General features: G+C 56.9%; 10 protein-coding genes. All 10 read left to right on the forward strand.

What is annotated here, in order from left to right:
* The first annotated feature begins 167 nt into the window (after positions 1-167).
* Complete coding sequence (locus RCI20_RS13400; protein ID WP_306606345.1) at positions 168-1,832, forward strand: methyl-accepting chemotaxis protein; 1,665 nt, start codon at positions 168-170, stop codon at positions 1,830-1,832.
* A 183-nt stretch (positions 1,833-2,015) separates the two neighbouring features.
* Positions 2,016-3,491, forward strand: coding sequence for an ATP-binding protein (locus RCI20_RS13405; RefSeq protein WP_306606347.1), 1,476 nt, complete (start codon positions 2,016-2,018; stop codon positions 3,489-3,491).
* Between the two features lie 157 nt (positions 3,492-3,648).
* Positions 3,649-6,018, forward strand: coding sequence for a bifunctional diguanylate cyclase/phosphodiesterase (locus tag RCI20_RS13410; RefSeq protein WP_306606348.1), 2,370 nt, complete (start codon positions 3,649-3,651; stop codon positions 6,016-6,018).
* Positions 6,015-6,893 (forward strand): phosphate/phosphite/phosphonate ABC transporter substrate-binding protein, encoded by an 879-nt coding sequence (locus RCI20_RS13415; protein ID WP_306606349.1) that lies wholly within the window; start codon positions 6,015-6,017, stop codon positions 6,891-6,893. Before RCI20_RS13410 ends, RCI20_RS13415 begins: the two co-directional genes overlap by 4 nt.
* 537 nt (positions 6,894-7,430) lie before the next feature.
* Positions 7,431-8,708: a DNA (cytosine-5-)-methyltransferase gene (gene dcm / locus RCI20_RS13420; protein WP_306606351.1), complete on the forward strand. Its 1,278-nt coding sequence runs from the start codon at positions 7,431-7,433 to the stop codon at positions 8,706-8,708.
* 27 nt (positions 8,709-8,735) lie between these two features.
* Positions 8,736-9,215 (forward strand): very short patch repair endonuclease, encoded by a 480-nt coding sequence (locus RCI20_RS13425; protein ID WP_306606353.1) that lies wholly within the window; start codon positions 8,736-8,738, stop codon positions 9,213-9,215.
* Positions 9,193-10,521: an MvaI/BcnI family restriction endonuclease gene (locus tag RCI20_RS13430; protein WP_306606355.1), complete on the forward strand. Its 1,329-nt coding sequence runs from the start codon at positions 9,193-9,195 to the stop codon at positions 10,519-10,521. Before RCI20_RS13425 ends, RCI20_RS13430 begins: the two co-directional genes overlap by 23 nt.
* A 641-nt stretch (positions 10,522-11,162) precedes the next feature.
* Positions 11,163-11,498, forward strand: coding sequence for a helix-turn-helix transcriptional regulator (locus RCI20_RS13435; RefSeq protein ID WP_306606357.1), 336 nt, complete (start codon positions 11,163-11,165; stop codon positions 11,496-11,498).
* The gene (locus tag RCI20_RS13440) at positions 11,495-12,007 is read left to right on the forward strand and encodes an arsenate reductase ArsC (RefSeq protein WP_306606359.1); all 513 of its coding nucleotides are present in this window, start codon (positions 11,495-11,497) and stop codon (positions 12,005-12,007) included. Before RCI20_RS13435 ends, RCI20_RS13440 begins: the two co-directional genes overlap by 4 nt.
* The gene (gene arsB, locus RCI20_RS13445) at positions 12,004-13,074 is read left to right on the forward strand and encodes an ACR3 family arsenite efflux transporter (RefSeq protein WP_306606360.1); all 1,071 of its coding nucleotides are present in this window, start codon (positions 12,004-12,006) and stop codon (positions 13,072-13,074) included. The genes RCI20_RS13440 and arsB overlap by 4 nt, the downstream gene beginning before the upstream one ends.
* Positions 13,075-13,098 lie beyond the last annotated feature (24 nt).

A 13,098-nucleotide genomic window follows, 5' to 3' on the forward strand; every position in this document is an offset into this window, starting at 1 on the left:
GGACAGGAGACAGCTTAGTCAGCCATTGTTACAAAGCTGTGACAGACTGAAATATTGCCCGCAAGACAACAGACCCAAGGACCCGAAGCTTACTTTTCACGGTAAATCGGCTGAAATATTGGGTCACTACAGTGCCACTGGTTTTGACCCTACAGGCACTTCACATCATGCAATTCCTCAATTCTCTGTCGATTCGTGGCGCCTTGTTTTCCATGGTGGGGGTCGGCAGTTGCTTCGGCATTTTCCTGCTGCTGACCGCCCTGCTCTCGCTACAGGCCTTTCGTGATGACGTGCGCGAAGTCTCCAGCGACGTCGCCCGGACCAGCCAGGCGCTTGGCCGGCTCAGCGAAGTGCAGAGCGCCTTTCAGACCCAGCAACGCGGCCTGAACGGGATGTTGCTGCGCAATCACATGCCTTCCGAATTCGACAAGGGGCTTGCCGAGTTCCAGACTGGCCGCGCTGCATTCTGGAAACACCTGGCGGCACTGGAATTGATGCAACAAGACGGCGACATTCCCAAGGCAATCCGCCTGGCCGAACTGCGCCAGCAGGCCAAGGAGTTGAATCAGCTTTACGACGACGTACTGGCCGAAAGCGAACCCGGCACGCCGAAATACACCTTGATGGTCGATGCAGCAATCCGCGATGCCGACGCCCCCTTGGTCAAAGCCTTGGGCGAAACGTTTGGCGCCATCAGTCTGAACAGCCGGCAAGGCGTTGAACAGGCATCGCTCACGGCGAACCGGCGTTTCGAGGAAAACGCCTTGCAGGTACTGGCCGTCGGCTGCATCGGCTCCTTCATTTTCCTCGCCCTCGCTGCATTTCTCGGGCGCCGCATCCTGCGCCGCCTCGGCGGTGAGCTGGAACCCGTTGTCGCAGCGACCCGACGGGTTGCCGCCGGCGACCTGACCCAGCCGATGGATACCGGCAAAGCCGCAGCCAATTCGCTGGTCGTTTCCATCGAGGACATGCAGACCCGCTTACGCAGCCTGATCGGCAGCGTCAAACAGGATGCCGAACTGACCTCCAGCAACGCGCTGGCACTGCGCCAGTCAGCCCACGAGGTCGCCGAAGCCAACTGCCTGCAGAGCGATTCCGCATCCATGATCACGGCTGCCATCGAAGAGTTGACCACCGCCATTGCCGTGATGGCGGAAAGCGCCGGCTGCGCTGCCGACGCAACGCAAGACACGCGCGAAACTGCCGAAGCAAGTGGGCGCATCATTCATCAGGCAATCAGCGAGATCGGCAACATTTCGGCCCAGGCACTGGCGTCGACCGCAGCAATGCAGGCATTGAAAGCGCATACCCAGCAAATTTTCGCTTTCGCCCGGGAAATCAAGGAAATTTCAGAGCAGACCAACCTGCTCTCGCTCAATGCCGCCATTGAAGCAGCCCGTGCCGGCGACGCCGGGCGCGGCTTCGCCGTTGTCGCCGACGAAGTACGCAAACTGGCCAGCCATACGGCTGACACCACGCGCAAGATCGAGGGCCTGGTCACACAATTGAGCACGGCCGCCGAACACAGCAGCGAAGCCGTCTCGGCAACGGCTGAACGGGCTCAGCGCGGCACGCAACTGGCCACGGAAGCCGAAGCCGCCATCGGCCAGATCGAATCCTTCTGCGAACGCTCGGCCATCGCCGCCCGGGAAATTGTCGACGTTCTGGGCGAACAGCGCCTGGCGGCCGAACAAATTGCCCAGAACACGGAACGCATGGCGCAAATGATCGAAAGAGGGGCAAAAGCAGCAGCGGATTCCTCCTCCTCGGCCAACGAAGTTGCCTCGCTGGCCGACCGGCTTCACGAATCGACGCTGCAATTCAGCCTCTGAGGGCGTGCTACCGACGGGCCTGAAACAAAAGGACGACATCAAACAAGATCGACAGAAAACACGGACCGCCATGCGCGCTTATTGGTAATATGACAAAACTGTCAATCATCGCCTTCATCCATCGATGCCTCTTCCGCGCCCTGCCGCCCCCTTGCCCACCTGCCAAAGCGCTTCCTGATCACGATGGGCATCCATATTCCAACCTTGATGCTCAGCATCATCACGATTGGTCTGACCGCGGCAATTGCCATCGCCACGGTCGGCTTTCGCCGCAATCGCAACCTGATGTTCTGGGCCAGCGGCCTGCTCTTGCTGGCCACGGCCTATACGCTGTTCGTACTGCGCGGCCAGATAAGCGACGGGCTGAGCGTCGTCGGCGGGAATGTTGCGTTGTCCTCGGTCTTTGCGCTGTTCAGCCTGGGGATTTTTCATTTTCAGGGGCGTCGACCGCAACATTGGCTGATCTGGACACCGGTCGTAGTCACCGCACTACTGTTCCCGCTGATAATCAACGATTCAACATTGCGTATTGCCACCAACGGCGCCATTGGTACCCTGCAAACCCTCTACTGCAGCTTCATCGTGTGGCAGCACCGGCGACAAACCGCCGGACGCGGTCAATATCTGCTGCTGGCCGGCTTCCTGCTGATCGCCATGATTTACATCGGTCGTCTGCTGGCGACGCTCAATGGCACAGCAGCAACGCAATCCGTCCTCGATGGCAGCTGGCTGAATATCGTCTCTTTCGTGACCTCGCTGGTCAGCCAGGTACTGATGGCCGTCGGCTTGATCCTGATGACGCAAGAGCGGGCGGAACAGCAATTGCAGAACCACCGCGACCACCTGGAGGAAATGGTCGCCAGCCGCACGCATGAACTGGAAATCACCCGCGACCTGGCCGTCACCGCCAATCGCGCCAAGAGCACTTTCCTCGCCAACATGAGCCACGAATTGCGCACGCCGATGAATGGCGTGCTCGGCATGGTCTCGCTGGCGCACAAACGCAGTGACGACCCGAAAATCTGCGAACAACTGGCAATCGCCCAGCGCTCTGCCGAGCATCTGATGCGCCTGCTCAACGACATTCTCGACTTCTCGAAGATCGAAGCCGAGCGCCTGACACTGGAAAACCAGCCCTTCCAGCCCGGCGAAATCCTCGCCCGACTGGACAAATTGCTGCGCCCGGCTGCCGAACACAAAGGCTTGCAGTTCCGGATCGACTCGCCGCCAGAACTCGCCGTGCTGACCTTGCTCGGCGATGCGCGCCGCCTCGGCCAGATCCTGATGTACCTGACCGACAACTCAGTCAAATTCACCCGTGTCGGCAGCATCCATGTCACGACAAGCATTCAGGAAGAAAGCGCCGACAGCGCACGCTTGCGCTTCGAGGTCCGCGATACCGGCATCGGCATTGCAGCCGACGCCCTGCCCCGCCTGTTCAGTGCTTTCGAACAGGGCGACAACTCGACCACCCGCCGCTACGGCGGCTCCGGCCTCGGCCTGGTGATCAGTAAACGGTTGGCCGACCTGATGGGTGGCCAGATCGGCGTCACCAGCACACCCGGCGAAGGCAGCCTGTTCTGGTTTACTGTCGTGCTGCAAAAAAAGCCTCAGCTCCCCGAAACCGATCAGGCTCCTCAGGCTCAGCCCGGACGATAACGCGCCAGCCAATGCGCATAAGGCGCCGGCAGCAAGGTGCTCATCGCCCTCCCTGGGGCGGTTGGCACTGGCTTTGCAACCGGCATGTCTCGTTCATCTAGCGGTAATACTCGAACAATATAATCGGTCGCTTAAATAGCGGAATCCCCATGTGGCCATGCTTTTCACAAAATGCTACACACGCTGGATCAAGCGACTGAGCGGCAACGAATGGCATGTACTGCTGCTGGGTAGTATCGGCCTGACGGTCACCTTGATTGCACTCGCCTGGTGGGGCACCTTGCAGCGGATTGCAACGGAAAAAACGCTCGTCACCAACAGTGCGCAAACGCAGCAAGAAAACCTGGCCGCGATTATTGCCGAGAATCTGGCACAGGTTCTTGATCGTGGACGCCTGATGTCCATCGTGGCCAACGAATGGTTTGATGGTAATCGGGAAAACTCCTTGCATCGCTGGTCTGCCATGCGAGCGGCGGACAAGGCGTTTTTACGCATTGCGCTGTACGACCGCAATCTTCAGCAAGTCTATGCCTCCTCACCGGCGGCCAGTTCAGCGGCAAACGGGGCCAGGCGAAGAGATGCGATACGCCAGATGCTCGAAAAGACCTCGAACGACAAGCCAGACCGGCTGCAATTTGCCCCCGGCTCGGAACGCCACGATCAGGCATGGCAGGTACCGCTGTTGTTTCCCGTATCAGGCAATGACGGAAAAACTCGCGGGGTGCTGCTCGTCACCCTTGATCTGGGCTATTTTCTGGGCCTGTACCGGGACATTGATTTTGGCCCTTCGGGTGCCATTCATATCCTGAAGGACACTGGCGAGCAAATTGTCGAAGCCAGCCAGGCCGGACTGACCATCAACGAACTCGGCACCCGCGCACTTCCTGCGTTTATCCGCGCCCATGCCGGGCCGACAGGAATCATCGCCCAGACGCGAGACAATCCGAATTACCTGACGAGTTTCCGGCAAGTCGATCAGCATCCTTTCATCGTCGTACTCAGCCGTGAAGTCAGGGAGGCACTAGCCGATCACCTGGCTACACGCGCTCGTCTGATCAATGACCTGGTGCTACTCACCGCGATTTTCATATTGATCACCGGCTGGATGACCAACAACATTCGTCGCCAAGGCAAGCTGTTCTCCGCCCTCGAAGCAGCAGATCAGGAAAAACGCGAGCTGATTATCCAGTTGGAAGAAGAAAAACTGCGCGCCATGCGCCTGGCGGCCCACGACCATCTGACCGGGCTACCCAACCGGCGCATGTTCAACGAACTGGCAAGCAGCCACCTGGCCGGTGCGGGCCGTTCGCGCAATGTTTACGCCCTGCTCTTCCTCGATCTTGATCGTTTCAAACAGGTCAATGACTCGCTGGGACATCATGTCGGCGATCTGCTGTTAAAAACCATTGCCGAACGTCTCAGTTCAACTTTGCGAGAATCCGACCTGGTAGCGCGGCTTGGCGGTGATGAATTCGCAGTGCTGCTAACCGGCCTGGAAAATATTGACGACGCCTCTCGCATCGCAGCGAAACTGGTCGAAGAAATCAGTCGCCCCTGTACAAATCTGGAAGGTCACGATGTTGAGGTCGGCACCAGTATCGGGATTGCAATTTTCCCACGCGACGGCCACGACTTCCCGACGCTTTGCCAAAATGCCGATAGCGCGATGTACCAGGCCAAACGCGGTGGACGAGGCCGTTATATTTTTTTCGACCATGATCTCAACCGCTCAGCAGACCAGCTAAATTGTCTCGAACAGAGTTTTTCCGGGGCCATTTCGAACCATCAACTGGTCCTTCACTTCCAGCCCAAAGTTCGCTTTTCCGATTTTCGGATTATCGGGTTTGAAGCGCTGGTTCGTTGGCAACACCCGGAATTCGGCTTGATCCTGCCCAACGAATTCATTGCTCGCGCCCAACACGCAAGTTGGATTGGTGCTTTGGGCAACTGGGTATTTGACGCCTGCTGTCAGGAATTATCGGCGTGGCAAAGAGATGGCAGTGACATGGTATCAATCGCCCACAATGTCTCAGCGATGGAATTGATGGATCCGGATTTACCGAACCGGATGGCCGCCACCTTGGCACGACACGGCCTTGACGGTCGGCATTTCGAAGTCGAAATCACCGAAAACAGCCTGCTCGAGTCGCTTGAACTGTCTGGCGAAATACTGGAAAAACTCGAGACGCTGGGCCTGTCCATCGCGCTCGACAATTTCGGCAATGGATTTTCCAGCCTGTCCTACATCCGCAACCTGCCCATCCGCTCCCTGAAAATTGATCGTGGATTCGTCTCGGACATTCATAACAGCCCGGATGATGCGCTGACCATCTCATCCATCATCACCCTGGCGCATAACCTGCACATGCGGGTCGTGGCGGTCGGCGTTGAATCACTGGAACAACTCGTCCATCTCAAGACAGCAGGCTGCGACGAAGCTCAGGGATATTTCTTGAGCCGACCGGTATCGAGCAAAGAAGCCCGCAAATTACTCAAACAAGCTTTCCTTTTTCCTGTTTCCTCATGACTCAATCGATCCTCGCCATCAGCCTTATCCTCACCTTGCTGAGCCTGTCTTTATCTGCAACTGCCAGTTCTTGCGATGACCCCAGACCACTACGCCTGGCACTGTCACCGATCAAGAACCCGGAGATGCAGCGAACACAATATCAACCGCTGATCGAACGCCTGGAAAAGGTTTTGCAACGGCGAGTCGAACTCACCTCGACTCCGTCTTACGGCACTGCCATCGAGGCCTTGCTGGCTGAAAGCGTAGACCTTGCCGAACTGGGGCCAGCCTCCTACGCGATTGCTATGAGCCGTGGCGCCAGAATTACCCCCTTTGCCACCTTCTCGCAACAACGCGGTCCACACACGGAATCCAGTGCTTTTTATCGTTCCTTGCTGATCGCCCGACGTGACAAAGCAGCGACCAGTCTGGCGCAATTAAAGAACGCAACGCTGGCACTAACCGACCCAGCCAGCACCTCGGGTGCAATCTTGCCGCGCCAGGCAATCAGCAAGCTCACCGGCATGCCCCTGGAAGGGTATTTCAAGCGTGTGGTTTATGCAGGCTCCCATGACCGGGCTATTGATGCCCTGAAAAAAAGCCAGGTGGAAGCCGCCTTCGTCGCCAGCGGCCGGCTCGATGAAGCTTTGCGACTGGGCAAAATCGAGGCAGGGGATTTTGTCTTGATCTGGACATCAAACCCCATCCCGTATGACCCATTTGTAATTCGCCAAGGCCTTTGCCCGGCGCTGGCAACAAAAATAAAACAGGTCTTTCTCGGCGATACAAGTTCCCTGAAAGGCATGTTTGAGCAACTTCACATGCTTGGCTTCGTCCCGACCTCGGATGCCAACTATCGCGAGATCAAAGAACTATCCACCAACCAACCTTAGGCATGCCAACGCCAGCTCTGCTTGCCAAATAGATTGACGAAACCATGCCCCCTTGTTGCTCCAGAGGCGTGAAACTCCGGGGGAGTTTTTTCCTTTTAGCAGGGGTCGATGCGGAACCCTTCTGGATTGGGAAGGTATCCGGGCTGGTCCCGCTCCGGTGGAGGCCAGAGTGACTGATACAGATCGTAGTGACGGGGCTGTTAATCAGCCGAAGGAGATGCTGGACTTCAGTTGTTTTTGCGTCCGCTATACGTCGATTTGCAGACAATTAATTCGTAATCGGATCGGCGATGCTTTGGTGCCAGGCTCCGAAGGCAAGTAGTGCAAGGCTTCCGGGCCGCCAACCTTCTGATGGCTAACCCTTCGAGCGTTTTCTGCAAAAGCGACCCTACATTCGAAATCCCCTCTTCTGTGTAGTCTATACGCGACCGAGGCTTCTCCTCGCCAACGACTGCAGGGCAGGCAGCTGTCTTCTGCAACTTGCGCTGGGACGAAAACAGGCGTAATTTCCGCTTTTATTCCCAGAGGAGTGGCGGCATGGCTACTGTTTTTCATACCGGACCGGACAGAGACCTGGCGGCACAGTACTTTACAAAGGCTTTGAACCATCATTCCCAAGTGGATATTGCACGACACTTGGGCGTCACTCCGCGGACTATCCGCCACTGGATTGTCAATCAGTCGGTCCCCCAGAGTTATGTCTTCGGGCTACAACAGCTTCTGCCTCTGGAGCTGCCGTTTGAGGGCGACTCGCAGTTTTCCTTTATCGATCTCTTTGCCGGGATTGGTGGTATCCGGATGGCCTTCGAGGGGATTGGCGGGCGTTGTGTCTTTACCAGCGAGTGGGACAACTATGCCCAGAAAACCTATGTGGAAAATTATCCTCGTGGTCATGCCATCAATGGAGACATCACCAAGATCGCTGCGGCCGATATTCCCGATCACGATCTGCTGCTAGCCGGTTTCCCGTGCCAGCCGTTCTCGATTGCGGGCGTCTCGAAGAAGAATGCGCTAGGGCGCGCTCACGGTTTTGCCTGTGAAACACAGGGCACCTTGTTCTTTGATCTCTGCCGCATCATCGAGGCGAAGCAGCCGAAGGCTTTCCTGCTGGAGAACGTAAAAAATCTGATGTCCCACGACAAGGGGCGTACATTCGACGTCATCAAGCGTTCGCTGGATGATCTCGGTTACGACATTCATCCCCGGGTTGTCGATGGCGCGCATTTCGTGCCCCAGCATCGCGAGCGGATCCTTATCGTGGGTTTCCGCAAGGTGGACAAAGTTAACTTTGGCTGGGATGCGCTGCCTCTTCCAAAGAAAGGCGAGCGCACCATCAAGGAAATCCTGCATCGGACGGATGGCAGTGAGCCTTTGTTGCCGTGGGATGGTGACCGTTTCTTCAGTCACGCGACAAAGTCCGTGGATGCCAAATACACGCTGACAGATAAACTCTGGGCCTATTTACAAAATTATGCCGAGAAGCATCGAGCGAAGGGCAATGGCTTCGGTTTTGGTCTTGTGAGGTCAGACAGTGTGGCGCGCACGCTTTCCGCCCGTTACTACAAGGATGGCTCGGAAATTCTGGTGTATCAGGGTGAAGGTGTAAATCCGCGTCGCCTTACGCCACGCGAGTGCGCCCGGCTGATGGGGTTCCCGGATTCATTCAGGATTCCTGTTTCCGATACCCGCGCCTACAAGCAATTCGGAAATTCTGTGGTGGTCGACGTCATGGCGCACGTGGCGCGTCTGATGTACCCGGCGCTCTGTGCGGACAGTCAGGAGCCGGAGCTGCCATTCCAGTACGCCGCTGCCTGATCCTTACCTGGCAGGCAGCCTGCTGTGGTGGATGTTGTCGATAAGGTGACCCGCAGCCGGATGATGTCTGGCATCAAGGGCAAGAACACCAAGCCAGAACTGCTTGTGCGAAAAGCGCTACATGCGAGAGGATTCCGTTATCGTCTTCACGATGATGCGCTCGCAGGGAAGCCGGATCTGGTATTACCGAAATTTCATGCGGTCGTGTTTATTCACGGCTGCTACTGGCACGGCCACGACTGCCATCTCTTCAGACTTCCAGCCACCAACACGCAATTCTGGTCCGGCAAGATCGCCCGGAACAGGTTGCGTGACGAGGAAAATGTCCGATTGCTGACCGGTAGCGGCTGGCGCGTCCTGACTGTTTGGGAGTGCGCTCTTCGCGGCAAGGCGCGGGTTGATGACTTTCCAAATGTCATTGACGGAATTTGCCGTTGGCTGGTAGCTTCCGATGCTCTTTCCCTTGAGATCAGAGGACCGGCAGATGCCCAATCACCTTCAGGTTGAAACGCTCGAAAACCTTGTGCAGCTTTATGCCTCGAAAGGGGTTACGCGGCTCTACATGAAGGTGCTCGCGAAAAACAACAACAGCAAACAGCAGATCTATCTCGGGGCGAGCTTCGCAGCTTTAACGATGTTCCCGACACTCGGGATTTTCTCCGATCCGAATGACGACAATCCCATATTCAAGGCGAGGCTGGATTTTTACTGGATGATGGCTGGCGGCGCTCTCTATCAAGCGCCCGCCACCCAGATCGTTTTCTATCCCCAGTACCCGGAAGTCCGCCTGTCGGGATTCCTGGAAGGGTGTTCAAACGGACCATCCGATCTGCTGGACCAGAAGACATGTCAGCCGGGGCGGCTAATGTTCTTCGGGGTTCATCCGGACGGACGAATAATTGCCTCAATTCTTCCGCACACGCATGCGATAGCCAACGAAGTCAGGCACGCCCACGGAATCCAGAAGATCAGGGTTTTTTACGAGATTCCTGTCGGAGCAGACCCGAAGGAAGAGTTGCTTCGCAAGCTTAAAGAGATACACCTTAAAGGCTGGATGAACTCCAGAAAGCTAGATACGGATGGTAATGACCTGCCCTGCAATGATTCCCACTGTGGCGGATATACCTTTGAATCAGAGTTTGGAATCCGGCCAAACGGGGACGCGGATCCCGACTTCAAGGGGTGGGAACTGAAACAGTATGGTGTACGCAAGTTTACGCGGCTGGATAGTTCCGTCATTACCCTGATGACACCGGAGCCGACATCGGGCTACTACAAGTCAAACGGAGTGATAGATTTTGTAAGGCGTTTTGGCTACAAGGACCGGCTTGGTCGTGAAGACCGCTATAACTTTGGGGGCATCCACAAGGTTGGCGTAAAGCATCATCGCACCAAGCTCACTTTGACACTGGTTGATTTTGATGGTGCCTCCGGCCAGATCCTTTCAAAGTCAGCTGGGATTTCACTGCTGACGGATGAAGGGGAGGAGGCTGCGTCGTGGCGCTATGAGGATCTGATGAATCACTGGAACAAGAAGCACGCGCAGGCGGCATTTATTCCCTCCATGTGTGCCTTGGAGCCTTCCAGAAAGTACTGCTACGGAAACATCGTCAAATTAGGAGAGGGAGTGGACTTTCTCCTGTTTCTCGAAGCCATGTTTAACGGCCGGATCTACTACGATCCGGGCATCAAGGTCGAGAACGCTTCTGCGGCGCGGCCTACAACGAAGCGCCGCAGCCAGTTTCGGGTGAAGTCTGGTAACTTGGCAGAGTTATACCTCAAGATGTCAACGGTGGATATTCTGAAGGTTTGATCTGTCAGAAGGTTTGCCGGGTCTGATTCAGGGTGCCGGTTTGCCTCGGGTGGGCTTTTCGTTGCAGAGCGTGACGATCTCGCCGCCTATCTGGGTATAGTGAGGAGTTGTAACGTCGCCCCGCATGCTGTGGCCGAGTAGGACTTTGAGTGGATATGCAGGATAGTCCAAGCCTTCCAGCATGGTGGCAAAAGTCCGGCAAATAGCCTCCAATTCGGACGGCATCAAAAGATGCGATGCATGTCCTCTAGGACGCCTCTTCGTCCTCGCCAGGCGAGCCGTACTGCGGCCGGATGCGTCGGCCAGGACGCTGAGCCATGTCGAACCGGCCATTGAACAGACCAAGATGCGATCCGCCGGGTTGGGTCAGGACCGGCTGTAACTCGGAGTGAAAAGCAGATATTACTTTCGCCAACGACTGAACGGCATATGACTGGCGCATTGCAGCCGGACAAAACGTCAAAGAGAACGTCCACAAAGGTCAATAACCTGACTGCCATCGGCACGCAGAACTTTCACTATCTGCAGCAGTACTTTTCCACGAACCAGACCCATTTTTGACTAAGCGCGTCAACCTGCAAGGCAAATAGACAGCGGCTCAGGGCTTGTATTACGAAGCACATTTCCAATATTATAGAAACATGGAAATAGAACTCGCAATCAATGCCCTGAAAGCCCTTGCCCACGACACACGTCTTCGGGCTTTTCGTTGTCTTGTCCAGGCTGGGCCGGATGGCTTGTGCGTGGCTGAGCTGGCCAATCGGCTCGGTAGCGAGGCGAACGGCAGTTTCAGCTTTCATCTCAAGGAATTGCACCGCGCCGGGCTGATTCGCAGTCGCCAGGACGGGCGCTTCATTTATTACTCAGCCGATTACCCGGCGATGAACGATCTGCTCGGCTACCTGACCGAGCACTGCTGCGCCGGCGAACCCTGCGGCGAGCAGGCGCATCACTGTGCCAACACGGAGAACCCATGACCCCAAAATCCTTCAACATCCTGGTGCTGTGCACCGGCAACTCGGCTCGCTCGATTCTCGGCGAGGCGCTGTTCAACCACCTCGGAAACCGTGCAATACCAGGCCGCATCCGCGCTTTTTCGGCCGGCAGCCAGCCCTCCGGCAAGGTCAATCCGGTCGCATTGGAAACGCTGAAAAAACACGGCATTCCGCTACCCGAGGCACGCAGCAAGTCGTGGGACGAATTCGCGGCGCCCGGCGCCCCGGCCATCGATTTCATCTTCACCGTCTGCGCCTCGGCGGCGGGCGAGACCTGCCCGATCTGGCCGGGTCATCCGACCACGGCACACTGGGGCATTGACGATCCGGCGCATGTCGAGCCGCTGGAAGCTCGCCGCGAAGCTTTCGAGAAAGCCTACCAACTGCTGCGCCAGCGCGTCGAAGCCTTCGTCGAATTGCCGCTGGAAACGCTGTCGACCGCAGAAATTGCTGCTGCAGCGCGCCAGATTCATCAGGAATGCGAACAATGAGCGCCCAATGCAACGTGGCCGGCAAACAGATTGCGGGCGCCCCGATGGGTTTCTTCGAGCGCTATCTCAGCCTCTGGGTGCTGCTCTGCATCGTCGCCGGCATCCTGCTCGGCCAATGGTTCCCGGCGGCTTTCCAGGCCCTGGGCCGGATGGAATATGCCCAGGTCAATCTGCCTGTGGGGCTGCTGATCTGGGTAATGATCATCCCGATGTTGATGAAAATCGATTTCGCCTCGATCCATGAAGTGAAGAACCAGAAAGCCAGCATCGGCATCACGCTGTTCGTCAATTGGGCGATCAAGCCGTTCACCATGGCGGCGCTTGGCTGGCTGTTCATCCGCCACGTTTTTGCACCGTACTTGCCGGCCGATCAACTGGACAGCTACATCGCCGGCTTGATCCTGCTTGGCGCCGCGCCGTGTACCGCGATGGTTTTTGTCTGGAGCAACCTGTGTCGTGGCGACCCGATTTTCACCGTCTCGCAGGTAGCGCTGAACGATCTGGTGATGGTCGTCGCCTTCGCCCCCATCGTCGCTTTCCTGCTCGGCGTTTCAGCCATTCCGATTCCGTGGGATACGCTGCTGCTCTCGGTCGTGATGTACATCGTCATCCCGCTGAGCATCGCCCAGGGATTGCGCAAGCATTTCCTGCGTGGCGGTGAAACAGCCTTCCAGCAAGCCATCGAACGTATCGGCCCATTCACCATGCTGGCCCTGTTGGCCACGCTGGTGCTGCTCTTTGCCTTCCAGGGCGAGGCCATTGTCCGGCAACCGCTGATCATCGGCATGCTGGCCGTGCCCATTTTCCTGCAAGGTCTGCTGATTGCCGCCTTGGGCTACTGGCTGAACCGCAAATTCCGCGTCCGCCACGATGTCGCGGGGCCATCGACGCTGATTGGCGTGTCCAACTTTTTCGAATTGGCCGTCGCCGTCGCCATCGTGCTCTATGGCTTCGATTCCGGTGCCGCGCTGGCAACGGTGGTTGGCGTGCTGATTGAGGTGCCGGTCATGCTGTGGCTGGTCAAGATGGTTAACTCAAGCAAGGCCTGGTACGAAAAAGCCCTTTGATACGCGGTCTACCAAGACTCAAAA

This window comes from Azonexus sp. (assembly GCF_030824335.1).
Classification (GTDB): Bacteria; Pseudomonadota; Gammaproteobacteria; order Burkholderiales; family Rhodocyclaceae; genus Azonexus.

Excerpts from the sequence above, each read along its gene's own strand:
- arsB (WP_306606360.1), top strand. The coding sequence starts at position 12,004 with ATGAGCGCCCAATGCAACGTGGCCGGCAAACAGATTGCGGGCGCCCCG.
- RCI20_RS13405 (WP_306606347.1), top strand. The coding sequence starts at position 2,016 with ATGGGCATCCATATTCCAACCTTGATGCTCAGCATCATCACGATTGGT.
- RCI20_RS13430 (WP_306606355.1), top strand. The coding sequence starts at position 9,193 with ATGCCCAATCACCTTCAGGTTGAAACGCTCGAAAACCTTGTGCAGCTT.
- RCI20_RS13400 (WP_306606345.1), top strand. The coding sequence starts at position 168 with ATGCAATTCCTCAATTCTCTGTCGATTCGTGGCGCCTTGTTTTCCATG.
- RCI20_RS13435 (WP_306606357.1), top strand. The coding sequence starts at position 11,163 with ATGGAAATAGAACTCGCAATCAATGCCCTGAAAGCCCTTGCCCACGAC.
- RCI20_RS13415 (WP_306606349.1), top strand. The coding sequence starts at position 6,015 with ATGACTCAATCGATCCTCGCCATCAGCCTTATCCTCACCTTGCTGAGC.
- RCI20_RS13410 (WP_306606348.1), top strand. The coding sequence starts at position 3,649 with ATGCTTTTCACAAAATGCTACACACGCTGGATCAAGCGACTGAGCGGC.
- dcm (WP_306606351.1), top strand. The coding sequence starts at position 7,431 with ATGGCTACTGTTTTTCATACCGGACCGGACAGAGACCTGGCGGCACAG.
- RCI20_RS13440 (WP_306606359.1), top strand. The coding sequence starts at position 11,495 with ATGACCCCAAAATCCTTCAACATCCTGGTGCTGTGCACCGGCAACTCG.